22 protein-coding genes are annotated in these 22558 nt (G+C 68.4%); 9 read left to right on the top strand and 13 right to left on the bottom strand.

Annotation, left to right across the window (positions count from 1 at the left end):
* Positions 1–23: 23 nt before the first annotated feature.
* On the bottom strand, positions 24–635 hold the full coding sequence (locus ACFXIV_RS34010; protein ID WP_379399892.1) for a hypothetical protein: 612 nt from the start codon (positions 633–635) through the stop codon (positions 24–26).
* A 366-nt stretch (positions 636–1001) separates the two neighbouring features.
* Here ACFXIV_RS34010 and ACFXIV_RS34015 point away from each other — a divergent pair, with 366 nt between their 5' ends.
* Both ACFXIV_RS34015 and ACFXIV_RS34020 read left to right on the top strand, forming a co-directional pair.
* Entirely contained in the window at positions 1002–1244 is a 243-nt protein-coding gene (locus tag ACFXIV_RS34015) for a hypothetical protein (protein WP_379399891.1), read from the top strand.
* Positions 1245–1634: 390 nt separating this feature from the next.
* Entirely contained in the window at positions 1635–3116 is a 1482-nt protein-coding gene (locus tag ACFXIV_RS34020; RefSeq protein WP_379399890.1) for a glyceraldehyde-3-phosphate dehydrogenase, read from the top strand.
* 65 nt (positions 3117–3181) lie between these two features.
* Here ACFXIV_RS34020 and ACFXIV_RS34025 read toward each other — a convergent pair whose 3' ends face one another.
* Positions 3182–3892, bottom strand: coding sequence for a hypothetical protein (locus ACFXIV_RS34025; protein ID WP_379399889.1), 711 nt, complete (start codon positions 3890–3892; stop codon positions 3182–3184).
* Between the two features lie 200 nt (positions 3893–4092).
* On the bottom strand, positions 4093–5031 hold the full coding sequence (locus ACFXIV_RS34030; protein WP_379399888.1) for a cutinase family protein: 939 nt from the start codon (positions 5029–5031) through the stop codon (positions 4093–4095).
* 451 nt (positions 5032–5482) lie between these two features.
* On the opposite strand from ACFXIV_RS34030, the gene ACFXIV_RS34035 reads away from it, so the two are divergent.
* Complete coding sequence (locus ACFXIV_RS34035) at positions 5483–6265, top strand: helix-turn-helix domain-containing protein (RefSeq protein ID WP_379399887.1); 783 nt, start codon at positions 5483–5485, stop codon at positions 6263–6265.
* Positions 6266–6278: 13 nt separating this feature from the next.
* Here the strand turns inward: ACFXIV_RS34035 and ACFXIV_RS34040 are convergent, their stop codons facing one another.
* On the bottom strand, positions 6279–6764 hold the full coding sequence (locus tag ACFXIV_RS34040) for a nitroreductase family deazaflavin-dependent oxidoreductase (protein WP_379399886.1): 486 nt from the start codon (positions 6762–6764) through the stop codon (positions 6279–6281).
* A gap of 537 nt (positions 6765–7301) precedes the next feature.
* On the opposite strand from ACFXIV_RS34040, the gene ACFXIV_RS34045 reads away from it, so the two are divergent.
* Together ACFXIV_RS34045 and ACFXIV_RS34050 are read left to right on the top strand one after the other, a co-directional pair.
* Entirely contained in the window at positions 7302–7859 is a 558-nt protein-coding gene (locus ACFXIV_RS34045; RefSeq protein ID WP_379399884.1) for a TetR/AcrR family transcriptional regulator, read from the top strand.
* A 71-nt stretch (positions 7860–7930) separates the two neighbouring features.
* Positions 7931–9616 carry an alpha/beta fold hydrolase gene (locus ACFXIV_RS34050; protein ID WP_379399883.1) on the top strand — a complete coding sequence of 562 codons (1686 nt, stop codon included), beginning with the start codon at positions 7931–7933 and terminating at the stop codon, positions 9614–9616.
* Positions 9617–9640: 24 nt separating this feature from the next.
* On the opposite strand, the gene ACFXIV_RS34055 is transcribed toward ACFXIV_RS34050, so the two are convergent.
* Both ACFXIV_RS34055 and ACFXIV_RS34060 read right to left on the bottom strand, forming a co-directional pair.
* Positions 9641–10372: a hypothetical protein gene (locus tag ACFXIV_RS34055; protein WP_379399882.1), complete on the bottom strand. Its 732-nt coding sequence runs from the start codon at positions 10370–10372 to the stop codon at positions 9641–9643.
* A gap of 106 nt (positions 10373–10478) precedes the next feature.
* Entirely contained in the window at positions 10479–11255 is a 777-nt protein-coding gene (locus ACFXIV_RS34060) for a C1 family peptidase (protein ID WP_379399881.1), read from the bottom strand.
* A gap of 269 nt (positions 11256–11524) precedes the next feature.
* On the opposite strand from ACFXIV_RS34060, the gene ACFXIV_RS34065 reads away from it, so the two are divergent.
* Together ACFXIV_RS34065 and gndA are read left to right on the top strand one after the other, a co-directional pair.
* Complete coding sequence (locus tag ACFXIV_RS34065) at positions 11525–12469, top strand: LysR substrate-binding domain-containing protein (protein ID WP_379399880.1); 945 nt, start codon at positions 11525–11527, stop codon at positions 12467–12469.
* Positions 12470–12612: 143 nt separating this feature from the next.
* Positions 12613–14055 (top strand): NADP-dependent phosphogluconate dehydrogenase, encoded by a 1443-nt coding sequence (gene gndA, locus ACFXIV_RS34070; protein WP_379399879.1) that lies wholly within the window; start codon positions 12613–12615, stop codon positions 14053–14055.
* A gap of 83 nt (positions 14056–14138) precedes the next feature.
* Here gndA and ACFXIV_RS34075 read toward each other — a convergent pair whose 3' ends face one another.
* From ACFXIV_RS34075 to ACFXIV_RS34100, 6 genes are all read right to left on the bottom strand, one after another.
* On the bottom strand, positions 14139–14381 hold the full coding sequence (locus tag ACFXIV_RS34075; RefSeq protein ID WP_379399878.1) for a hypothetical protein: 243 nt from the start codon (positions 14379–14381) through the stop codon (positions 14139–14141).
* 40 nt (positions 14382–14421) lie between these two features.
* A complete protein-coding gene (locus ACFXIV_RS34080; protein ID WP_379399877.1) occupies positions 14422–16056 on the bottom strand; it encodes a CocE/NonD family hydrolase in 1635 nt (544 codons plus the stop codon).
* A gap of 686 nt (positions 16057–16742) precedes the next feature.
* On the bottom strand, positions 16743–17375 hold the full coding sequence (locus ACFXIV_RS34085; protein ID WP_379399876.1) for a TetR/AcrR family transcriptional regulator: 633 nt from the start codon (positions 17373–17375) through the stop codon (positions 16743–16745).
* 143 nt (positions 17376–17518) lie between these two features.
* Positions 17519–17692, bottom strand: coding sequence for a hypothetical protein (locus ACFXIV_RS34090; RefSeq protein WP_354838293.1), 174 nt, complete (start codon positions 17690–17692; stop codon positions 17519–17521).
* A 141-nt stretch (positions 17693–17833) separates the two neighbouring features.
* Positions 17834–18349, bottom strand: a complete 516-nt coding sequence (locus ACFXIV_RS34095) for a gamma carbonic anhydrase family protein (protein WP_379399875.1) — start codon at positions 18347–18349, stop codon at positions 17834–17836.
* Between the two features lie 68 nt (positions 18350–18417).
* A complete protein-coding gene (locus ACFXIV_RS34100) occupies positions 18418–19407 on the bottom strand; it encodes a GlxA family transcriptional regulator (protein WP_379399874.1) in 990 nt (329 codons plus the stop codon).
* Positions 19408–19478: 71 nt separating this feature from the next.
* Here ACFXIV_RS34100 and ACFXIV_RS34105 point away from each other — a divergent pair, with 71 nt between their 5' ends.
* Entirely contained in the window at positions 19479–20273 is a 795-nt protein-coding gene (locus ACFXIV_RS34105) for an MBL fold metallo-hydrolase (RefSeq protein WP_379399873.1), read from the top strand.
* A 54-nt stretch (positions 20274–20327) separates the two neighbouring features.
* A complete protein-coding gene (gene ald / locus ACFXIV_RS34110; protein ID WP_379399872.1) occupies positions 20328–21437 on the top strand; it encodes an alanine dehydrogenase in 1110 nt (369 codons plus the stop codon).
* A gap of 59 nt (positions 21438–21496) precedes the next feature.
* On the opposite strand, the gene sigJ is transcribed toward ald, so the two are convergent.
* Positions 21497–22462, bottom strand: a complete 966-nt coding sequence (gene sigJ, locus ACFXIV_RS34115) for an RNA polymerase sigma factor SigJ (protein ID WP_379399871.1) — start codon at positions 22460–22462, stop codon at positions 21497–21499.
* Positions 22463–22558: the final 96 nt, after the last annotated feature.

Genomic DNA, 22558 nt, shown 5'->3' on the forward strand with positions numbered 1-22558 from the left:
TGCCGCAGGGATGGCGGACCGGGTCAGGGGAGGACGTTCGGGATCAGTTGCGGGGCCTGCTCGGCCACCCAGGATCCGATGAAAGAGCCTGCGTAGTAGCCGATGTAGGTGCCCGCCACGCCGCCGATGATGCCGCCGCCGATCGCGCCGATGGGCAGGGCCACGCCGGCGGTGAGGGCGGTGGCGAGGGCGCTGCCCGCGGTGCCGCCGAGGATCGCGCCGGAGATGCCACCGAGGATCTGGCCCGCTGTCTGGCCGATGTAGGTGCCGTTCTCGATGGGGCTCGCGATCGGAGCCGCCGTGGCGATCGGGGCGGCGGACGGAATGGGCTGGGGTGCAACGGGTTCGAGGGCATCGACGACCGGGGCGGAGGTGGCGGCGTCGGGGACGAAGGCCACCGGCGCGGACGGCTGGGTGGCCGCGGCGAGCGCGATCGGCTCGGCGGCCGGGCTGTCGGTTGCCACGTCCGCGGCGGTGTTCACCATCGCGGTGGGCTCGATGACCCGAGGGGCGGCGGGCTCGGCCGCGGCCGTCCCGATCCCGGCGACGCCGACCGCGGCGGGGACGACCACGGCTACCGGAAGTCCGCGCAGCACTCTGCTGGGCTTGCTCACCGCACGATGCCGACCTGCCATGTCTATCCGCCTTTCCAATCGTCCGCTGTCACACCCCCATCGTCGGCAGCTGGCAGGGCACAACACGAATGTGACCGGCTTCCCAAAATGCGCTGGCGGCTATGGGTATTCGTCGAGGGCAACGACTCCGCGTCAGGGGCGTGCCGCCGGAACCACGGTCTTCACGGCTCGGAATCGCAGGGCACGCGCCTCGGCGATCTATTCGCAAATCAGTGTTATCCACGCGGGCCGATCGAGCGTCGGGCGAGGTCGGCATACCAAACGGTCCAAAACGCTCATCTGAATTGCCAATATTTCATATGCTCTGGCGCGCGGAGCAGGGGAAGACTGCACCTGCTTCGCGACGTGGATAAGAGGAACAGCTTCATGAAACGAACCATTCTTGTGAGTGCGGTGGCCTGCGCTCTGTTCGGAGCGGGCATCGGGACGGCCGCGGCGGACGGGCTTCCGCTGACGGATGTCGACATCACGCCGGGCTCGGCAGCCGATCTGGGCAATGCCGTCGGCGCCGGGTCGGTCGATGTCGGTAGTGCGGCGGCGGCGCTCGGCAGCGCCTTCGGCGGCGGCTACGCGGGCGGGGTGCTCAGCAGCCTCTCCGCACAGCGCTGAGGCGCCCAGCGCAACGGCGAATCGGGCAGCGGGCGGTCGTCGTCGTGGCGACCGCCTCCCGTTCGGAACCCGGCCGCAGTGGATTGTCGGTCCGGGCCGATTGGATCCGGGGGTGCTGAATTCGATTGGTGTAGCCGCAGAATGATGAAGAGGCGCTTGCCGTTTCGCTCGGGGGTTCCTGTACTGCTCGGATCAGGTGCATCAGGGCGTGGGGACGCTGGACGAACTGAAGCCGCACGCGGCCGCGCCACTGTGGTGGTTCTGGTGGGACTGACCTCGCGGGCTCCCGGCGCGACCTGGATCTCACATGCGGGTAGCCGCGGTTTGTGATACCGCGGGGCTGGCTAGCATCGGTGCACGTACGCATCGAGGCAACCCCGAGGATTTGTGTTGACTACCGACCATCTTGACCGCTGGAACGCTCACGAGGCTGCCGCGGAGGCGATGATTCCGATTATCGGCAGGCTGTATCGCGACAAGGGGGTGACGATCCTCCTGCACAGTCGGTCGCTGGTGAACAAATCGGTGATCAGCATCCTGCGGACGCACCGGTTCGCGCGGCAGATCGAGGGCGAGGAACTGTCGATCGACGAGACGCTGCCCTTCCTCGAGGTGCTCAGCGAGCTGGATCTGGGACCGAGCAAGATCGACCTCGGCCGCCTGGTCCACGCCTACCGCGGCGACGACCGCGGGCTGTCGATTCCCGAGTTCACCGCGACGGTGCTGGCGGAGGTGCTCGACGGGAACAAGGCCGAGGCGCCGGGGCCGCGGGACGTGGTGCTGTACGGCTTCGGCCGGATCGGCCGCCTGGTGGCCCGGTTGCTCATCGAGAAGGCCGGCTCCGGAAACGGGCTGAACCTGCGGGCCGTGGTAGTGCGTAAGGGTGGCGAGGAAGACCTGGTCAAGCGCGCGTCGCTGCTGCGCCGGGACTCGGTGCACGGGCAGTTCAACGGCACCATCAAGGTCGATGCCGAGAACAACACGATCATCGCCAACGGCAACGTGATCCGGTTCATCTACAGCGACTCCCCGGCGCAGATCGACTACACCGAGTACGGGATCAACGACGCGATCCTGATCGACAACACCGGCAAGTGGCGCGACCGCGCGGGCCTCGAGCAGCACCTGCGTCCCGGTATCGCGAAGGTCGTGCTGACCGCGCCCGGCAAGGGCGACGTGCCGAACATCGTGCACGGCGTCAACCACCGCGACCAGGACGTGTCGCAGCAGATCTTCTCCTGTGCCTCCTGCACCACGAACGCGATCGTGCCGCCGCTGAAGGCGATGGACGACGAGTTCGGCATCGTGCGCGGGCACGTGGAGACGGTGCACTCGTTCACCAATGACCAGAACCTGCTGGACAACTTCCACAAGTCGGATCGCCGTGGCCGGTCCGCGCCGTTCAACCTGGTGCTGACCGAGACCGGCGCGCAGTCGGCGGTGAAGAAGGCCATGCCCGACTTCCAGGCCAAGATCACCGGCAGCTCGATTCGCGTTCCCACGCCGGATGTTTCGGTCGCGATCCTGAACCTGCAGCTGAAGCGGGAGACCACGAAGACCGAGGTGCTCGAGTACCTGCGGCAGGTGTCGCTGTCGGGTCCGCTGAGCCGCAATCTCGATTTCACCGCGGCCACCGATGTGGTGTCGAGTGACTTCATCGGGTCGCGGGCGGCGTCGATCGTGGATGCCAATGCCGCCATCGTGGATGGTGACACCGCGATCCTCTACCTCTGGTACGACAACGAATTCGGCTATTCGTGCCAGGTCGTGCGGACGGTGCAGTACATCTCGGGCATCGAGTACCCGACGTACCCGCGGCTGGGCGAGCAGGACCTCACCGAGGGTGTGCCCGTTGTGGCCGCGGCGGTGTAATTCCCGGTTGACGATGTGAACGGGGCCGGGCAGTCACACTGCCCGGCCCCGTTCACTTTACGGGTCTAGCTCGATTTGACCGGCTGCCAGCACACCACGCGAGCGGGTTGCGGCGTGACGGTCGCCCCGGCGGGGATGGCGCACTGGTTGGGGTCGGTGGTGCCGTCGAAGCGGCCGCCGATCTGGACCGTGACGCCGGGCCCGGCCTTGCTGGCGCAGTCGACCGGGGTGATCTGGTTGACGTCGGCCTGCATCGAATAGCAGTCGCCCACCTTGACATTGGGGGCGAAGCACAGCGAGTGGTTGCCGTCGGTCAGCACGAAGTAGCCCGCGTCCCGGAGTTTGCCGTCCGGGCAGGTGGCGCCGTTGGTGACCGAGGCGGCCAGCTCGTAGACGGCGGTGTGATCGTCACACGGGGTGGCGTGGATCTTGCCGATCTGGGCGCCGCGGTAGTCGCTGGCGGTCACGCAGTTGCCCACGGCGAGTTCGGGATCGTGGGTGGCGGTCGTGCCGGCGCCCTTGGTGACGGTGGCGAGGATGCCGAGCGCCAGGATCAGCACGCCCGCGACGGCGACGACGGTGCCGGTGTGTTTGGGTAGCCCGGCCGAGGCGGCCGCGTCGGCCGCGGGCCGCTTCGACCGATTGCGCAGGACGAGGCCCACCACCAGCAGGACCACGCCGGCCGCCGGGATCAGCAGGGTGCCGGCGGAGACGCCGGAGGAGTCGGCCGAGTCGGCCGCAAGGATCGCGGTCGACCCGATTTGACCAATGAACACTGTCTTTCAATTCCTTCCGGTCCGCTGACGGACACGGGCAGGAAGGTACCCCGAGGCGAGGACCGGTCGGGCTGTTTTGAAATGAACTCGTTCCGGAAATTTGTGTAGGCCCCCGCCAGACGAACCCGATGGGGGTGTGACGACACGGGCCGCGTCACCCGGTAGGTCGGGGTGACGCGGCCCGTGTGGGTTTCGTGTCGTCAGGGCTTCTGGTCGGCGGTGTCGGCGAGCCAGTTGTGGAGCCAGGCGGTGGCCGTGGTGCCGTCGGTGTCGACGACGTAGTGCGGGTAGGACTGGTGGACGCCGGAGGCCAGGAAATCCTGGACCTGGCGGAGCCATTGCTCGCTCGCGGGGTCGTCGGCCGGGGCGGACAGGATGGCGGCGCCGCCCTGCCAGAGGGCCTCGTTCAGAATGGATTGCAGGGTCATCGCGTAACTCGGGATCTGGACCGGATCCTGCGATGTCAGCTGGGTGAGCAGGCCGGCCGAGCGCCCGGCCAGATCGTCGTTGGGGACCGAGCAGTAGAGATCGCCCGCGGCGCAGAAGGTGCGGACCTTCGGGCTGAGCCAGCCGAAGCCGCCGGCGCGCGCTCCGCCCGCGCCGGTGCCGGGGACCTGCGGGCCGATCAGCGCATCGGTGGGGGAGCGGCGCGGGTCGGAGATCAGCCCGACCGCGGCCACCCGATCGGGCGGGACCACTCCCAGTCCGGTGCCGATCTCCGCGGCCAGGTCGCCCGCGGCGTCGGCGCCCTGGCTGTAGCCGATGAGCGCGAAACGCGTTGCGGCGCAGCGTGCCGCGGTCCCGGCGACCAGCGCCCGTGCGGCATTCACGGCGTCCCGTTTGGAGCTGCCGTAGACCTCGCCGTCCCAGGGGAAGGCGGTGGCGGGATAACTGACGTAGTCGGAGTGCACGGTGCTGGGCAGCCCGCGGGTGACCTGCGAGAGCATGCCCTGCTTCGGATCCTCGATGGAGGTCTCCCAGGTGCCGGGGACGGCTATGACGGAGAGGCTCGGGCAGTCGGCGGGCGCGGCCTGCCCGCTGGGCGCGCCGGTGACCGTCAGGATTCCGGTCGCGGCCGCCACGACGGCCGCGAGGGCGCCGCCGGCCACCCGGAATGTTCGCAGTGCTCGAAAGGACAAGGCCCACACCCTTTGTTCGAATCGTTCGGACGACTTTTCCACCGCAGGGTCGTGCTCGGTGCAACATACCAAAGGAACTCGTTGGTCCAGCCGCTGATCGCGCGGGAAACGCCGGTAACCGGACGGATCGGATATCTCGGACTTACCTTCGGGGAACCCCGGTTCGGCGTTGTTGCGCTCGAATTCGATTGCGCCGTATCAAGTTCGATGACGGCAATTCCTGGAATTGTGGAGACCGGCAGCACTGATATCGAAACCTGCCGGTGTGACACGTCGATCTCGAAATGCCATGGTTTTGCCGATTCGGGCCTTGCCCTCAGCGGATTGCCGGTGTTGTTGCGGGACACGGCGGTGGAAATTGTGGCAGCATTCCGTGCTGGGCGTTGCCCCGGCCGCAATCTCGGAGTGTTGTCCGACGATACGGCGGGGGCGGGAAGGAAGCCGGGCGGCTATGACGGGCCGTGTAGGAAGTATCGACGAGAGGCAGGCGCTCGCGCTTCCCTCGTTCGGTGAACTGCTGCGCCGGTTGCGCGACGATCGGGGCGTTTCCCGGGAACGCCTGGCATTCGCGGCCGGAGTGAGCGCGAGCTATATCACGCAGCTGGAGAAGGGTGGGAAAGCCAAGCCGACCCGGGCGGTGGTGGACGCGCTGGTGCGGTGCCTGGAGTCGTGGAATCCATTGTCGGCCACGGAGCTTCGCTATCTCCACGATCTGGCGGGACTGGAGATCGGCGGTCATCCGACGGTCGCGGAGTTGCGGAAGTCGATCGACGCCGACGCCCTGCGCGTGCTCGCGATGCATCGGCCGAACCTGGCCGCGCTGTACGACACCCGCGGGAATGTGCTGGCCGGGAACGAAGATTGGGCGCAGGCGTTTCCCGGATTGCGCGAGGTCGGGAATCTCTACCGGTGGATGTTCGCCGATCCCATGGCCCGGGAGGTGATGGTCGATTGGGAATCCGATGTCCGGCAGTCGGTCGGCTGGCTGCGGGGGACCGTGGGGTCGGCCGCGGATCCCGGCGGATTCGCCGGGATTATGCGGGAGCTCGGCGCCTTTCCGGATTTCCGGCGATTCTGGGCCGCGGGCGACGTAGGATTCGCGCCGCCCGTGCACACCATGCGGCTGCGCGATCGGAGCACGGGCGCGGTGCGGAGCTTCCGGGTGCAGGTCGGCGTGCTGAACACCGAGCTCTATCCGGGCCACATCGTCGCGACGGTCGGGCTGGCCGTCTGAGGCGGCGCGGCGACTAGCCGGCCGGCCGGAGAATAACGACCGGAATCTCCCGTTCGGTCCAGGCCTGATAGGTGTCGAAATCGGCGTACGCCTCGACGAGCCGGGGCCACAGCCGGGCGCGCTGTTGCGGATCGGCGGTGACGGCGTGCACCGGGAACCGGTCGGCGCGGATCTGGATGTGGGTGTCCGGATCGGCGCACAGATTGCGGTACCACTGCGGGTGTTTGGGGAGCCCGCCCTGCGAGGCCACCACGATGGTGTCGGGCCCGTCGGTGATGTAGAGCAACGGGACGGTGTAGACGGCGCCCGTCTTGCGCCCGCGGTGTTCGAGCAGCAGGGTCGGCACCGGTTTGCGGAAACCGGCTCCGATGCGCCACTTTCCGCCGATGCGGCCGCCGGTGCGCCGGTAGATCCAGACCTGGGCCCGGCCGACACGCTTGAAGATCTTGGGCAGGACAGGGGAGTCGAGCTGCGGGGGCCGGGGCGGGGTGGTGGTCATGGGCTTCCTTTCGCGTCCACTGACCGTACAACCGCGGCGGTTCCACGCGAATACACCTCTACGAGGGGTAGCGGGATGGGAAACCCCGGGGCCTAGCCTGCCCCGGGGTTTCGGTGTCCGCCCATTTGCGGCACGCCGACACGTTTAAGAACGGGTTGAGTCTGAAGTTAACGTGACGCTCTGCGATTGAGCTACGGCCCATTGGTGGCTGAGCCGGCGGGAGTTGAACCCGCAACCTTCACGCTGACAATCCGTTCCCTCGATTCGGCGTTCGGCGGCGAATGCTGAAACTGGAGCGAGAGTGTGAGTTTGAGGGCGCGGTGCCTCTGCCAATTGGGCTATCCCGCCGTGGATGGCGGGAGGAGGACTCGAACCTCCACTGGGCCGCTGTGCCCGTCACAGGGAACTTCGGTTTCAGCTTGCGCTCCTTGCGCACTGCCGACTGTAGACGGCGCCGCGGCGGTCGGCCAAGCGATTATCCGCTCGCCGAGCGGGCCGGGGTTGACAGAAATATGTAGACCGGTCTAGTTTTTCTGCATGGGACAGAAGGGCGCCGAGACGCGAGACCGGCTGCTGGACGCTACGCAGGAGCTGGTCGAGGCCGGAGGGTACTTCGGCGCGGGGCTCAACCAGGTGATCGCGCTCAGTGGTGCGCCGCGCGGTTCGCTGTACTTCCACTTCCCCGGCGGTAAGGACCAGCTGGTGGGGGAGTCCGTGCGGCGGGCCGGCGGGGTGATCGGCGATTCCCTTGGGGCGCTTGCCGATTCCGAGTTGCCGGTGGCCGAATTCGTCGACCTGGTATTACAGCAACTGGGGGACAGGCTGGAAACGTCGGAGTGGCGGAAGGGGTGTCCGGTCGCCACCGTGGCGCTCGAGACGGCCGCCGCCAATGACTCTATGCAGCAGGCGTGCTCGGCGGTCTACTCCTCGTGGGAAGAGACCCTGCGTGCGCGGCTGGCCGGGCAGCCCGGTGCTGATGACCTGGCAACCGCGATTCTCGCCCTGATCGAGGGTGCGCTGCTGCTGGCCAGGGCGCATCGCAGCAGGGAGCCGCTGAATCGGGTCGGCAGGCAGATCGCCGTCTGGCTGCGGTGAATGCGGGCCGGCGTGATCGCCGGCTCTCTTTTTGGCTCGAGAATATATAGACCGGTCTATTAAGAGTGGACATGGACGCAATCGTCTTCGGCGCAACCGGATTCATCGGCCGTTCGCTGGTCGCCGAGTTGCTCGGCAGGGGGCAACAGGTGGCGGCGGCGGTGCGGAACGACACCCTCACCCCGTGGCTCGTCGCCGAGGGTGTCGACATCGGTGGGCTGACGGTCGTCACCGCCGACATCACCGCACCGCTCACGGGGTTGCCCGAGGTGCGCGACGTGTACAACGCCGCGGCGCGGTACGCGTTCGGGCTCGACGTGCGAGAGGCGCGGGCTACCAATGTGATCGGGGCGATCAATGTGCTCGACTGGGCCGCGACCCTGCCCGGGCTGCGGCGGCTGGTGCATGTGAGCGGGTACCGGGTGAGCGCGCCGGACGGTGTGCCCGACTACGCCGGGCTGGGGGCGTACGAGGCATCGAAATTCGAGGGCGATCTCGCGGTCCGGAACCGGGCACGCGAGCGCGGCGTGCCGCTGACCATTGCCAACCCGAGCACCGTGATCGGGCCGGGGCAACATCTCGGGCTGGCCGGTCTGGTCCGGGATCTGTGGGAGGGGCGGCTGCCCGCGGTCCCGGGTGGTCCGGAGGTTTTCGTGCCGATCGTCACGATCGACTACTTCGTTCGGTTCTTGGCGTGTGTTCCTGAATCGCCTGCGGGCGAACACTATTGGGTGCTCGACGACGCCACGCCGCGACTGCCCGAACTGGTGAGTACGGTCGCCGACCAGATGGGGGTGCGGGCGCCGCGGCGCAGCGTTCCCGTCGGTCTGCTCCGGCGCCTGCCACGCAGGCTCACCGGAGCAGATCCCGAGACCCTGTCCTTCCTCTCGACCGACCGATATCCGACCGCTTCCGCCCGATCCTTCGCCGCCGCAACGGGTCTGGAGATGCCCTTCGCGGACGATGCGCTGCGGACGTGGGCCGACGACCTGGTCGCCGAACGCTTCGGCGCCACATCACCCTGGTTGCGCCCCTGTGGTTTCCATGCCGTAGCGGGCAGCCGGACCTGGATCGCCGGAGACAGGCACACCCCCGATCACGTGCTGCTGCACGGGTTTCCGATGAATGCCGATCTGTGGGTTCCGCTCGCCGCTCGGCTGCACGGTTCGGTCCTCGCGCCTGATCTGCCGGGTCTGGGCCGCTCGGCCGCCTCCGGCCGGCCGGTGGAGGTGTGGCTGGGGGAGGTGCTGAGCCAGGTCCGGACCCGGCCGGTGCTCGTCGCGCACTCGCTGGCGTGTGGGCCCGCACTGCGCTATGCCGTCGAGCATCCGGACCGCATCAGCAGGCTCGTTCTGATCTCACCGCCGTTCCTGCAGGCTCCCGGCCCGAAGTCGGCCCGCTCACCGCTGGCGGCGTCGGTCCTGCGGCGCATGTCCACCGACCGGCTCGCCGAGATGCTGGGGCTTCCCCCGGGTCCCGAGATCGACAGTGCCGCAGCGGATTTGCGCCGTCCCGGAGTCGCGCGGCGGGTAGTCGGGGCAATGCGGACCGTGCACGCCGAGCGGGCGCGGTCCCGGGAGCTGCTGGATCGGGTGAGTGTCCCGGTCGAGATCATCGTCGGGTCGGCCGATCCGCTGGTCGTGCCCGTCGACCATCCGGTGACCGAACTGCCCGGCGCCGGACACTATCCGCAGCTCACCCACCCGGCCCAGCTTGCCGGCCATCTCGAACCGGTCCCCGGCCCACTCCGCCGGTGACTCCGGCCGTGGACGGTGCGGGGATCAGCCGAACAGATATCCGAAGATCTCAGCGCCCGGCTTGCGCTGGGTGATCTCGGCATTGTTGGCCTCCTCGCGCGCGAACTTGACTGCGTGCTGGAGCTTTTCGACGCGCTCGGTGAGTTCGTTGACGCGCTTGGCGGGCAGCGCGCCGGAGAACCTGATGGTGCGCCAGTAGCCGATCACCACATCCTCGTGATACACCTCGACCTGCGCCGGATGCTTCTCCGTCGCTTCGGCTTTCACGTGGTTGCGCGGAATCTTCTTGGTGCGCACCGTCTGTACCGGCTCGGTGGCGTAGCAGTCCGCGGCGGCATCGTATTCCCACGACTCCGCGGCATCCAGCACCGGCAGTTTGCGCACGAAGGTGTGCAGGTCCACCAGCTGCTTCTCCAGGAACAGCAGGTAGGTGATGGGCGCGCCCTGCACCAGGGTGCGGCCGTCCACCACCACATCGGCGGTGGCGGTGCAGTTCGCCCAGTCCTTGGTGGCCACCACGTCGAACAGTTTGGTCAGGATCTCCGCCGTGGTCTGCAGGACCTCCTCGGATCTCACCTGGACGCGCGTCGACTCGGGCGGCAGCTGCTCGCCCTCCTCGTCCTTGGGGCGGTAGGTGCGCGAAATACCGCTCAGCAGCGGGTTCTTGGCCAATTTGTGATGGGCCTCGGTGAGGTCGGAGAAGGTCCGGGACTTGATCCCTTTCTCGACGGCGACAATCTGATTCAAACGTGTCATTCCGGCACTGTATCGGTGCGCACGCGGCAGCGACCACCGGTTTTCGGCGGTCGCTGCCGTGGGTATCCGGCTTGGCGGACAAGCGGTTTCGGCTTGTCCGTGGCGGCTAGCCGGTGACAGTGCGGATGGTCCAGAGGTCGGACGCGTTGACCGAGAGCATGTACGCGTAGGGCAGGGTGCCGTATCCGTTCCGGCCCCAGGCGGTACCCCAGGAATTGCGGATCCGGAATACCGACCGGGAGTCGTCGTATCCGACCGCGACCACGCAATGTCCGCCCACCACCTGCTCATTGGCGGCGGGCAGGGGGATGTCGCCGGTCTTCTCGACTTCCGGGCTGAAGATGCTCTCGTAGACGGTGAAGCCGAAGACGAACGGATATCCGTCGGCCAGGCACCCCTGCATCTGGGAGAGCGTGCGCGCCACCCGGGAATACTGGATGGCCCGATGCTCGGCCGCATCGGTGAAGCACTTTTTCGGCGGTTCGGTCGCGAATTCCGAAATATCGTAGGGCCATTCGGATTCCGGGCAGGCGCCCACGGTGGCCACGCTCTTGATGCCGTCGCGGATCATCGCGCCCGCGTCCTGACCGACCGTGCCCTCCATGACGCGTTCGTTGTAGTAGATGAACAGCCGGGACGGCACGGATTCGTCGGCCAGTTGCTCTTTCATGGCGTCGAACTGCAGTGCCCCTGCAATGCCGTTGCCGGTGCAGGAGCCGAGCTTGCCCTGGTCGTAGACGGCGGCGAACTTCGAGGTCAGGTCCACGGACGGCGGCAGCTGGGCGATCGTCGCGGCCGGCGCGGCATAGAGGTGATCGCGCTGGTCGGGCAGGTCCGGAATCCAGCCGAGCCCTTTGTTCTGCTTGATGCTGATTGTTTTCATGACGGGCGGTCCTTCGAGGGAAACGGTGAATCCGCCCGGCGGGGCGAGTTCTGATGCCCTCCAGTGCAGCCCGGGCCGCCGCGATCGGAAACCAGCGAAGTCCGAAAACATCTTCACTCGAACCGATCGGGGTATGCCCCCGAAAATCGGGTAGCCCACCACTCGTTACCCGGACGGCCGCGCGCGCGATATTCGATGGGCACGCGAAGGAGAAACTGCCGACGGCAACCGGTCATCGACCGGTGCCGAACGGCGCGAGGGGGTCGGTCGTGGAGCTGCGGCAACTGCGTTACTTCGTGACGTTGTCGGAGGAACTGCACTTCGGGCGCGCCGCGGCGCGCGAGCACATCGTCCAGTCGGCGCTGAGTCAGCAGATTCAGCGGCTGGAACGCGAACTACGGGTCCTGCTGGTGGAGCGCAGCACCCACCACGTGCGCCTCACCGCGGCGGGCACGCTGCTGCTGGGCGAGGCCCGGCTGATCCTCAGCCACGTCGACCGGGCCGCGGCCGCGGCGCGCACCATGACCGGGACCGATGCCGTCCTGCGGGTTGCGCAGGGGGACGCCAGTTTCGACACCATGCCGGTGGTGCTGGCCGCGGTCCGGCTTCATCATCCGGAACTGGTCGAGGTGCATCAGGTCGAGGCCGGGGTGCCCGAGCAGTGCCGGTTGCTCGCCCAGGGGCGGCTCGATGTCGGCATCGGGCGCGCGACACAGCTGCCGGACGGGGTGGCGTCGGAGGTCATCCGGTGGGATCGACTCGGTGTGCTGGTCGCCGCGGAGCATCCCTGGGCGCACCGGCACGCGGTGCCGCTCGCCGAACTGGCCGGGGAGACGCTGGTGTTCGCCGACGAATCACGTGCGCCGGAATTCAACGAGTACATCCGGGAGCTGTGCCGCACAGCGGGATTCGCGGCCAAGCCCTACCCGGGCACGGTGCACAGCGTGCTGGGCGCGGGCCGGCTGGTCCGCGACGGTCACGCGCTGGTGTGCGTGCCCCGGTCCTGCGCGCCGCTGCCCGGTCTGCGCTGGATCGCGATCGCTGAGCCCGCCTACTACCCGTGGTCGCTGCTGTGGCGCGCGAGCGGCGAAACCGAGGCCGTGCGCTCCATCCGCTGCTGTGCACGGGTACTGGGCGAGCGGCTCGGCTGGACGTTCCGCCGCGAACCCGAGGCGGCCGCGATCCCGCCCGTCACCGGCCGCCTGGCGGGCTGAGCCCGGCCGCCTGGCCGGGGTCCCTCGGTGCGGCGCAGGCCGGACCGGGTAGAAAAGGTATGGCGTCGTGGAGCGCATCCGTCGATGCCGCCGCCGAGGAGACTTCGTGCGGTCATCACATCTTCGAACGGAGAGGCTGTTTCATGGCGACCTCGGAAGCGCGCGCTCAGATCGGCGTGACCGGCCTGGCGGTCATGGGTAGCAACATCGCCCGCAACTTCGCACGGCACGGGTACACCGTGGCCTTGCACAACCGCAGCATCGGCAAGACCGACGCGCTGCTCGAGGCGCACGGCAGCGAGGGTGATTTCGTGCGCACCGAGACCGTCGAGGAGTTCGTGGCCGCGCTGGAGAAGCCGCGCCGCGTGCTCATCATGGTCAAGGCCGGTGACGCCACCGACGCCGTGATCGAGGAGCTGGCCGCGGCCATGGAGCCCGGCGACATCATCATCGACGGCGGCAACGCCCTCTACACCGACACCATCCGCCGCGAGGCGGCCATGAAGGCGCGTGGCCTGAACTTCGTCGGCGCGGGCATCTCCGGCGGTGAGGAGGGCGCGCTGAACGGGCCCGCCATCATGCCGGGCGGCCCGAAGGAGTCCTACGAGTCGCTGGGTCCGCTGCTGGAATCCATTGCGGCGCAGGTCGACGGCACCCCCTGCTGCACCCACATCGGCCCCGACGGGTCCGGCCACTTCGTGAAGATGGTGCACAACGGCATCGAGTACGCCGACATGCAGCTCATCGGCGAGGCCTACAACCTGTTCCGGGACGCGCTGGGCTTCGACGCCAAGCAGATCGCGGACGTGTTCACCCAGTGGAACTCCGGTGAGCTGGAGAGCTACCTGGTGGAGATCACCGCCGAGGTGCTCGAGCAGGTCGATGCCAAGACCGGCAAGCCGCTCGTCGACGTGATCGTCGACGCCGCCGAGCAGAAGGGCACCGGCCGCTGGACCGTCAAGTCCGCCCTCGATCTGGGCATCCCGGTGACGGGAATCGCCGAGGCCGTCTTCGCCCGCGCCCTGTCCGGCTCCCGCACCCAGCGCGCCGCCGCCAAGGGCCTCGCCTCCGGCGCCCTCGGCGAAAAGCCCACGGATGTCGCCCAATTCACCGAGGACATCCGCCAGGCCCTCTATGCCTCCAAGATCGTCGCCTACGCCCAGGGCTTCGACCAGATCGCCGCCGGCTCCGCCGAATACAACTGGGATCTGCACCCAGGCGACCTGGCCACCATCTGGCGCGGCGGCTGCATCATCCGCGCCCGCTTCCTCAACCGCATCAAGGAGGCGTACGAAGCGGACCCGGCCCTGCCGAGCCTGATCCTCGCCCCGTACTTCCGCGAGGCCATCGAGAACGCCGTCGACAGCTGGCGTCGTGTCGTCGTGGCCGCCACCCAGCTCGGCATCCCGGTCCCGGCCTTCGCCTCCTCGCTCTCCTACTACGACGCCCTGCGCGCCGAGCGTCTCCCGGCCGCGTTGACCCAGGGCCAGCGCGACTTCTTCGGCGCCCACACCTACGAGCGCATCGACGCCGAAGGCAAGTACCACACGCTGTGGAGCGGCGACCGCAGCGAAGTCCCCGCGTAATTTCCGGTAGGACAAGAAGTTCTACGAGCGGAGTTCGTGCCGAATCGGCACGAACTCCGCTGCTGTTTCAGGACCGGATCGAATCACAGTGGCAGGCACAGCAACAGGGTTATTCGGTCGGGGTACGTTTCGTTGTGGACCGGGCCGGCTTGGACGCTGTATTCGCGGATTTCGCCGGAGCCGGGGTCGCGGAGGCGTTGGGTGCGCACGGGTGGGGTGAAGTCGACGCCGCCCTCGGACCAGAAGCGGTGGAAGTCGGGGAAGCGGGCCAGGTCGGCGACGAAGGTGGTGAAGACGGGGTCGTCGGGGGCGCGGCCGACCGTCATGCGCAGCCATTGGACGACGGCCGCCCGCGAGTCGGTCCGGTCAGGGCACCATCGGAAGATCGATGTAGCAGGGCCCGTGATCGCTGGACAGGGTGATGACGCTCCCGGGTTCGGTCTCGTCACCGTAGAAGTGGTCGTTCGTGTCGACGATCAGCACGACCCGATGGCCGCCGGGGACCCGATAGTCGGTGGCCTGCAGGGGAACTCGTATGGTCGTGGTCTGCTCCGGGCCGCGGTTGGAGATGGTCGCCGCGGCATGGGTGATGATCCGCAGCGCCCCGGTCACCGGGTTGTGGTCGAACAGATACGTGATCAGCGTGGCCGTCGTGCTGGACGGGGTGACGGTCAGCGCGATCTCGGGGATGCCCGCGATGTGGCGGGGCCGGAGGAAGACCCGCGTGTGCCAGACCGCCGCCCGGGTGCGGTCCACCTCGGCCAGCGGCTGGCGGTTGGGCATCAGCAGGCGTTCGCGGAAGCCGTCCATCACCAGTTCGGTGGCCGCCCGGACCTGTTCGGTGCCGGCCTGGAAGCTCTGGCTCATGTTCGCCGGCTGATCCGTGACCAGGGTGCCGTCGGGGGACGCGCCGGACGGCGCGGCGAGGTGGTAGCGGCGCACGGGATTCGACCACGCGGACAGGTCGTTCGACGAGGTCATCGTGAAGCTGTACATGGTCTCGGTGTGCACGACCCCGTCGCTGTCGATGCCGTTGTCGACGCCCAGCAGATAGTGGTCGAACCAGTCGTAGGCCGCCTCGGTGGTGCGGGTGTAGACGCCCAGCAACAAGCCGGGAATCTCCACCGCGCCATGGTCGCCGATCGCCAGATCCAGTCGCTTCGGCCCGGGGAAGCGGTCGAAGTAATCGATCAGCTGATTCTGCGGGAAGATGGTCTCGTGCCAGAAGCTGGTGAAGAACGTTGGCACCGGGCGGATCTGGTCGGCCTCGGCGGGGGAGCGGGGTCGGGCGTAGTCGAGCACCTTGTCGATATCCGAATTGGCCCGGAAGGACTCGAGCACTTTCTGCAAGTCCTCGCTGGGACGGTCGCTGATGCCGGCGAGGGCTTCGGCGGCCATGATGTGCCGGGTTCCGTTGTCGTAGAGGGCCTTACCCAGATCCGCCCAGGTGCTCAGCGCGACGACGGCCTTGACCGCCGGGTGGGCATTGGCGACCAGCTGGCTGATGCCCGAGCCGTAGGAGATGCCCGCCATCCCGATCTTCTCCCGATCGGCGTGCAGCTCATCATGGTTCAACGCCCACTCGATCACCGCGCATCCGTCGGCCACGTCCTCGGGACCGGCGACCGTCAGCTCGCCCCCGGATCCGGGCAGCCCGCGCTCGGTGTAGGCGACCACGGCGTAACCGCGCAAGAGCAGTCGGACGACCGCGCCGGAGTACATCTTCCAGCCGGTCTTGTCGAGGCCCGCCGGCAGGACGATGAGCGGGTGCGGGCCCTCCGCATGCGGCCAGGCGATGAGCGCGTCGAGCTCGACGCCGCCCGCGCCGGGAATCTGCACCTGGCGGATGCCGGACCGGCTGCGCACGGCCGCGATGTCCTCGGCGAGGTATTCGGGCACTCCGGTGGCATTGCCGGTGAGCAGGTCGTCGACGACCGCGAGAACATCGGATTCCTGGTTCGGGGCCAAAAGGCGCAGTTGACCCGGGTGAGCTTGCGACATGACAAATCCCTTCGATCCTCGGTATTCCGAACAACTTTCGAGGGCAGCGTGCGATAGACCTCCCGGAGTGGAAATTCGGCCGACGCGAGTCGTCGCCGTGCAACGGTCCAGGGAATTCGCGAATCATTCAGGGCTGGAAGGCCTTTGCCAATCCCGAATACCGTCGATGCTACGCCGGTCGCAGAGTCGCTGTGAACGGTTTGGAAGTCGTGAGTTCCATTGTGTACCAGGCGATTTGGAATAACGACTCGTCGGTATCGGGTGGTCGGTCGCCGTGCCGCGGGTTCGCGCCCGGCATATCACACCGCAACCGGATAGTGAACTGTGAGGGTGCTGGGTGTCGCCATGGAGTCCGCCCAGAGTTCGGGTTCGGCTCTCGTCCAGGGGTATTGAGCGGCAGTAACTTTCCATGCGTCTTCGAAGTACACAGTCGAAAGGTCATGAAATGGTTGCTCTGATCCTTGCCGCCGTCGGTCTCATGTCGGGCAGCGCGGTCGCCGCGGGCGCGGCGGGTAGTGCGGGCGCGTTCGCCGGAAATATCTAGGCCCGCGAGGATAGTCGGGCACAGAGAAGCGGGCGGCCGACCGGATACGACCGCCGGAACCCCCTGACCCGGGTGCGGGGCAGGGGGTTCGCCGTATCCGGGCTACCGGGCCATGGTGCGCGGAGTGCGTTTCCGGGGCGGGTCAGGCCGGCTGCACGCCGATCATGGGCAGCACGGTGCGGCGGGCGAACTCCCGTGCGGCCGTCTCGTCGGTCAGCGGGATCAGGCCCTCCGGGGTCAGCACCAGCGACTGACCCAGGCGGGCAAGCACTTCCGCGACCAGGTCGGCATCGAAGGCGGGCACGTCGGCGGAAGCCTGCAGCACGCGCAGCTTCTCGGCCAGGTAGGTGCGCCCGAGTGCGAGAATGGGCCCGGCCTCGGTGGTCAGGCGCGGCAGGATGGTGTCGGGCTCGGTGCGCAGCAGCCGTTGCAGCAGTTTGTTGCTCGCCAGCTGGGTGATGAACGCGACGAAGACCTCGACCAGTTGATCGTCCCCGGATTCGCCGGTGGCCGTGGCCTCCTGCACCCGCTTGTCGATCTCGGCGATGAACAGCTGCGCCTCGCGCACGCCCACCGCTTCGACCAGATCGTTCTTGGATTCGAAGCGCCGGTACAGGGTGGCCGGGCTGATGCCGGCGCGACGCGCGATCTCCCCCATGCTGGTTCGCTTGATCCCGAAGTCGAGGAATGCCGACAGCGCGCTCTCCAGCAGCTGTTCGCCTTCGGCCCGCGGCTTCTCCAGGATGCGTTGCAGGATGGTGGGCACGGACGGCATCGAGTCTCCAGTCGATCGGTTGGCGACCGCGACATTGCGGTGAACGGCCATGGCGCGCAGTGGCGCACAGGTCGAGCCGCATTATCGCATCGCCGGAGGGTTGCGGTCGCAACCCCCGTCCGATCAGCGAACGCCGCGCCCGATCAGCGGACGTCGAGCGCGGCCATTTCGCTCTCTATCGCATTGGCGGCGAAATCGATCCCATTGGAACGTAGTTCGTGCACCCGGCGCTGGAGCGCCTCGATTCCCCCTGGCTGCGCGGCGATATCGGCCACGCTGATGCGCTGTCGGTGCATACCGTCGTGCTCGTACGACACCGTTGAAACCTCCTGCTAGCCCCGAGCGCGCAACCGGCTGGCGACGGCACAGCCCGGGCCGCCGGGAACGCTTCGCACGATGCTAACAGCGGCATTTATGGTCACTTGTTCAGTGTGGGGATTCTCACATGCCCCCTTCAGTCACGCCTCTTGACCCTGGCGGTGCACCACCGTGTTGTGCAGGTAGGCGGTCGCATTCAGGCGAATGTGATCACGCTCGGCCTCGCTCAGCTCCCGGCGCACCTTGCCCGGAACTCCCGCCACCAGCGAGCCCGGCGGAATCTGGGCACCCTCCGGAACCAGCGCGTTGGCCGCGATCAGGCTGCCCGCCCCGATGACAGCGCCGTTCAGCACCGTCGCGCCCATGCCGATCAGCACATCGTCGCCGACCGTGCAGCCGTGCAGAATCGCATTGTGCCCCACCGAGACTCCCTCGCCCACCGTGCACGGGAAGCCCGGATCGGCGTGCAGCACACAGCCGTCCTGAATATTGCTGCGCGCACCGACGGTGATCTGATCCATGTCACCGCGCAGCACCGCCGAATACCAGACGCTCACTTCGGCTTCCAGCCGCACCCGCCCGGCCACGGTGGCGTTCGGCGCGACCCACGCGCTCTCGTCGATCTGCGGCACGTGCTCACCCAGCTGAATCCTCATAGCCCCGAACTTAGCCCCCGCCGGGTACCGGGCCGCCGTGGGGAGCCGAGCCGGCGGACTCGACTCGGTCAAACCCGGCGGAAGAGGGCTCGATGGGCGGCGGGAGTGGTGCCGAGCAGTCGGTGGAAGTGATGGCGGAGATTGACGCCGGTGCCCAGCCCGGAATCGGCGGCAATGCGGTCCATGGTGTCGTCGGTGGATTCCAGCAGCAGCCGGGCATGGTCCACGCGCTGCTGCAGCAGCCACTGCTGCGGACTGGTGCCGGTGCGATCACGGAAGCGGCGGGTGAACGTGCGCCGCGACATGAGAGCGGTCCGGGCCCAGCCATCCAGATCCACCGGCTGGTCGAGATGTGTTCTGGCCCAGACCATTGCATGCTCGATCGGGTCCTGGTCGGCCGCCTCGGGCACGGCGACCGGGATGTACTGGGCCTGTGAGCCGCTGCGGTGCGGGGCCAGCACCAGCCGGCGGGCCAGCTCGGCGGCGACCCGGCTGCCGTGGTCGGTGCGCACCAGGTGCAGACAGCAGTCGAGGGCCGCGGCGGTGCCGGCGGAGGTGATGAGGTCGCCGTCGTCGGACCACAGGGTGTCCGCGCGCACCCGGACCGCCGGATACGCGCGAGCCAGCTCGACCGCTGCCGACCAGTGCGTGGTGATCTCCCGTCCGTCGGCCAGGCCGCTCGCCGCCACCGCCCACGCGCCCAGGCACAGGCCGACAATGCGGGCGCCGCGGGCGTGGGCCCGGTGCAGGGCGTCCCGGATGGGTTCGGGCAGTGGGAGACCGCGCTCCCAGCTGGGGATGACCAGGGTGTCGGCGGTCTCGGTCGCCTCCAGGCCGTGGGCGACGACGATATCGAAACCCGCTGGGGTGGCGATGGTTCCGGGGCGTTCGGCGCACACCACCACGCGGTAGGGGCTGCCGGCGGGACCGCCCGCGCCGATGCGGCCGAACACCAGGGTCGGCACCGCCAGATGGAACGGGCTGATCCCGTCGTACACCACGATGGCCACCGTGTGCAGGGGCTCAGCGGCGTCGGCTTCGCGGGATCCAGCAGTCATGGCCCGATTTTATCGAGGCGCGGCCTTCGGGCCACTGTCGCGACCCACGGTCCGCGACGAGACTCGATGCCATGACGAACACGATCGACACCGCAGCGGCCACCTCCACCCTCGAGCTCCTCCACATCGGCGGCCCCACAGTGCGATTCGGCTACGGCGACCTGGTCTGGCTGACCGACCCCACCTTCGACGAGCCGGGTGAGTACCCGGGTGGTGTCACCCTCTACAAGCTGAGCGGGCCGGCTGTGCCCGCCGCCGAGATCGGGCGGGTCGATGTGGTGCTGCTCTCGCACGATCAGCACGCGGACAATCTCGACCGGTCCGGGCGGGAATTCGTGGCGGGGGTCGAAACGGTGCTGTCCACGCCGGACGCCGCCGGGCGCATGGAAGGTGTTCGCGGACTGGCAGAGTGGGAGTCGGTGCAGATTGGAGCGGTGACCGTCACCGCGGTGCCCGCACTGCACGGACCCGAGGGTTGCGAGCCGTTCACCGGAGTGGTCACCGGATTCGTGCTGCAGGCCGACGGGCTGCCGACCGTCTACGTCTCCGGGGACAACGCCTCGGTCGACTACGTCCGGCGGATCGCAGAACGCTTCGGGCGCATCGATATCGCCGTCCTCAATGTGGGCGCGGCCAATACCGACCGCTTCGGCGATCACGACCTGACCCTCAACGGCCGCACCGCGGTCCACGCCTCGGAGGCGCTGGGTGACGCGGTGATCGTGCCGGTCCACGCAGAGGGCTGGGCGCACTTCTCCGAACACCTCGACTACCTGACCCACCGCTTCACCGTCGCCGGCCGCGCGGACCGGCTGCGCATTCCGACCCCCGGCGAGGTCTTGGCCGTCGCCGCGATCGCCTCCTGAAATCGGGCCGTGGCGCTCATGGCGGCGCGGCCCCAGCGGGTGAACGATGGCGGTATGAGAATCGGGGTACCGCGGGAGGTCAAGGAACAGGAGTATCGCGTCGCCCTCACCCCGGCCGGCGCCGGGGAACTGGTGCGGCACGGGCACGAGGCGCTGGTCGAGGCCGGGGCGGGGGTGGGGTCCGGGTTCGCCGACGCCGACTACATCGCGGCGGGCGCGCGGGTGCTGCCGGGCCCGGACGAGGTCTGGGGCGGGGCGGAACTGGTGCTCAAGGTGAAAGAGCCCATCGCCGAGGAATATTCGCGCATGCGGGAGGGACAGGTGCTGTTCACCTTCCTGCACCTCGCCGCTTCGCGCGACTGCACGGACGCGATCCTGCACTCCGGCATCACCGCCATCGCCTACGAGACCGTCCGGGCCGCCGACGGGTCGCTGCCGCTGCTCGCGCCCATGAGCGAGGTGGCGGGCAAGCTGGCCAGCCAGGTCGGGGCCTATCACCTGATGTCGCCGCAGGGCGGGGCGGGCCTGCTGCTCGGCGGAGTGCCGGGGGTGCCTCCGGCGGACGTGACAGTCCTCGGGGGCGGGGTGGCCGGTGGCAATGCGGCGGTCGTCGCGGTCGGCATGGGGGCGCGAGTCACCGTGCTGGACACCAATATCGCGCGACTGCGGGAACTCGACGCCCGGTTCGGCGGGCGCGTCACCACGATCGGCTCCAATGCGGCCGAGGTCGAGAAGGCGGTGCTGGCGGCGGACCTGGTGATCGGCTCGGTCCTGGTGCCGGGCGCGCGGGCTCCGAAACTGGTGCCCGACAGTCTGGTCGCCCACATGCGCCCGGGCTCGGTGCTGGTCGATATCGCCATCGATCAGGGCGGGTGCTTCCAGAGCTCGCATCCCACCACGCACGCGAAACCGACGTTCCAGGTGGCGGATTCGCTGTTCTACTGCGTGACCAATATGCCGGGCGCGGTTCCGCACACCTCCACCGTGGCGCTCACCAATGTCACCCTGCCGTATGTCGGAGCCATCGCGAATCTCGGCTGGTCCGGCGCCTGCGCCACCGATCCCGGCCTGGCCCAGGGGCTCACGGCCGACGCCGGCCGGCTCTACTCGCCTGAGGTGGCCGCCGCGCACGGGCTCGGGCCGGTGACACGGGTCGCGTCCTGACGGACCACGACGGGCCCGCCGCCGGATGAATCCGGTTGCGGGCCCGTGGTTTCCGCGGTTCAGTCGTCGCTGTCTGCGCCGGTGTCGCCGAGCGGCCAGTCGGGCTCCGCGCCCTCGGCCGGGATGCCGTGCAGCTTGTCCGGGTTGCGGACCACGTCGATCTTGGTGATCCGGCCGTCGTCGATGGTGAACGCGAAGACGCCGGTGTACTTGCCGTCGAAGACGACCAGGCCCGGGCGGCCGTTGACCAGCACCGAACGGCCCCACGCGCCACCGACCTTCGATGCGAAGTCCAGGAAGCCGAGCAGCGTCTTGGCGACCTTCTCCGCGCCGTGCATGGGATGCAGGAACGCCTGCACCTTGCCGCCGCCGTCGGAGGTGAAGGTGACATTGGAATCCAGCACGCCGAGCAGGGCGCTCAGATCACCGGAACGCCAGGCCACCGCGAACGCCGAGACCACCTTCTCGTGCTCGTCCGCACTGGCGGGGAAGCGGGGCGTGCCGTCCTCCACGTGTTTACGGGCGCGCGAGGCCAATTGGCGCACGGCGGCGGGGGTGCGGCCGACCACCTCGGCGACCTCGGGGCCGGACATGCCGAAGACGTCCTGCAGGACGAAGGCGGTGCGCTCGGCGGGTGAGAGGGATTCCAGCACCACCAGCAGGGCGGTGGTGACGCGCTCGTCCTGCGAGATGCGGTCGGCCGGATCGTCCCAGGTGGTGATCTCCGGCTCCGGAAGCCATTCGCCCACATACTGTTCGCGCCGGGACCGCGCCGAACCCAGGTGATCGAGGGCCAGGCGGCCGGTGACGGTGGTCAGCCAGGCGCGCAGGTTTTCGATATCCGCGCCCTCGGGGCTGGTCTCGTAATAGCGCACCAGCCGCAGCCACGCCTCCTGCACCACATCGTCGGCGTCGCTGAGACTGCCGAGCGTGCTGTACGCGACCCGCCGCAGATAGCCCCGATGCTCCTCGAACCGTCGCGCCAGCTCGACCTGATCGGGCCCGTCCGGCCGTCCGTCACTCATCGCACCCTCGCCCTTCACTCACGTCCGCCCCGGTGGGGCGAACCGTCCACAGCATCGACGAAACAGGTCGGCGGACTGTGACATTCCTTCCGGAAA

Source organism: Nocardia sp. NPDC059236 (assembly GCF_042754085.1).
Classification (GTDB): Bacteria; Actinomycetota; Actinomycetes; order Mycobacteriales; family Mycobacteriaceae; genus Nocardia.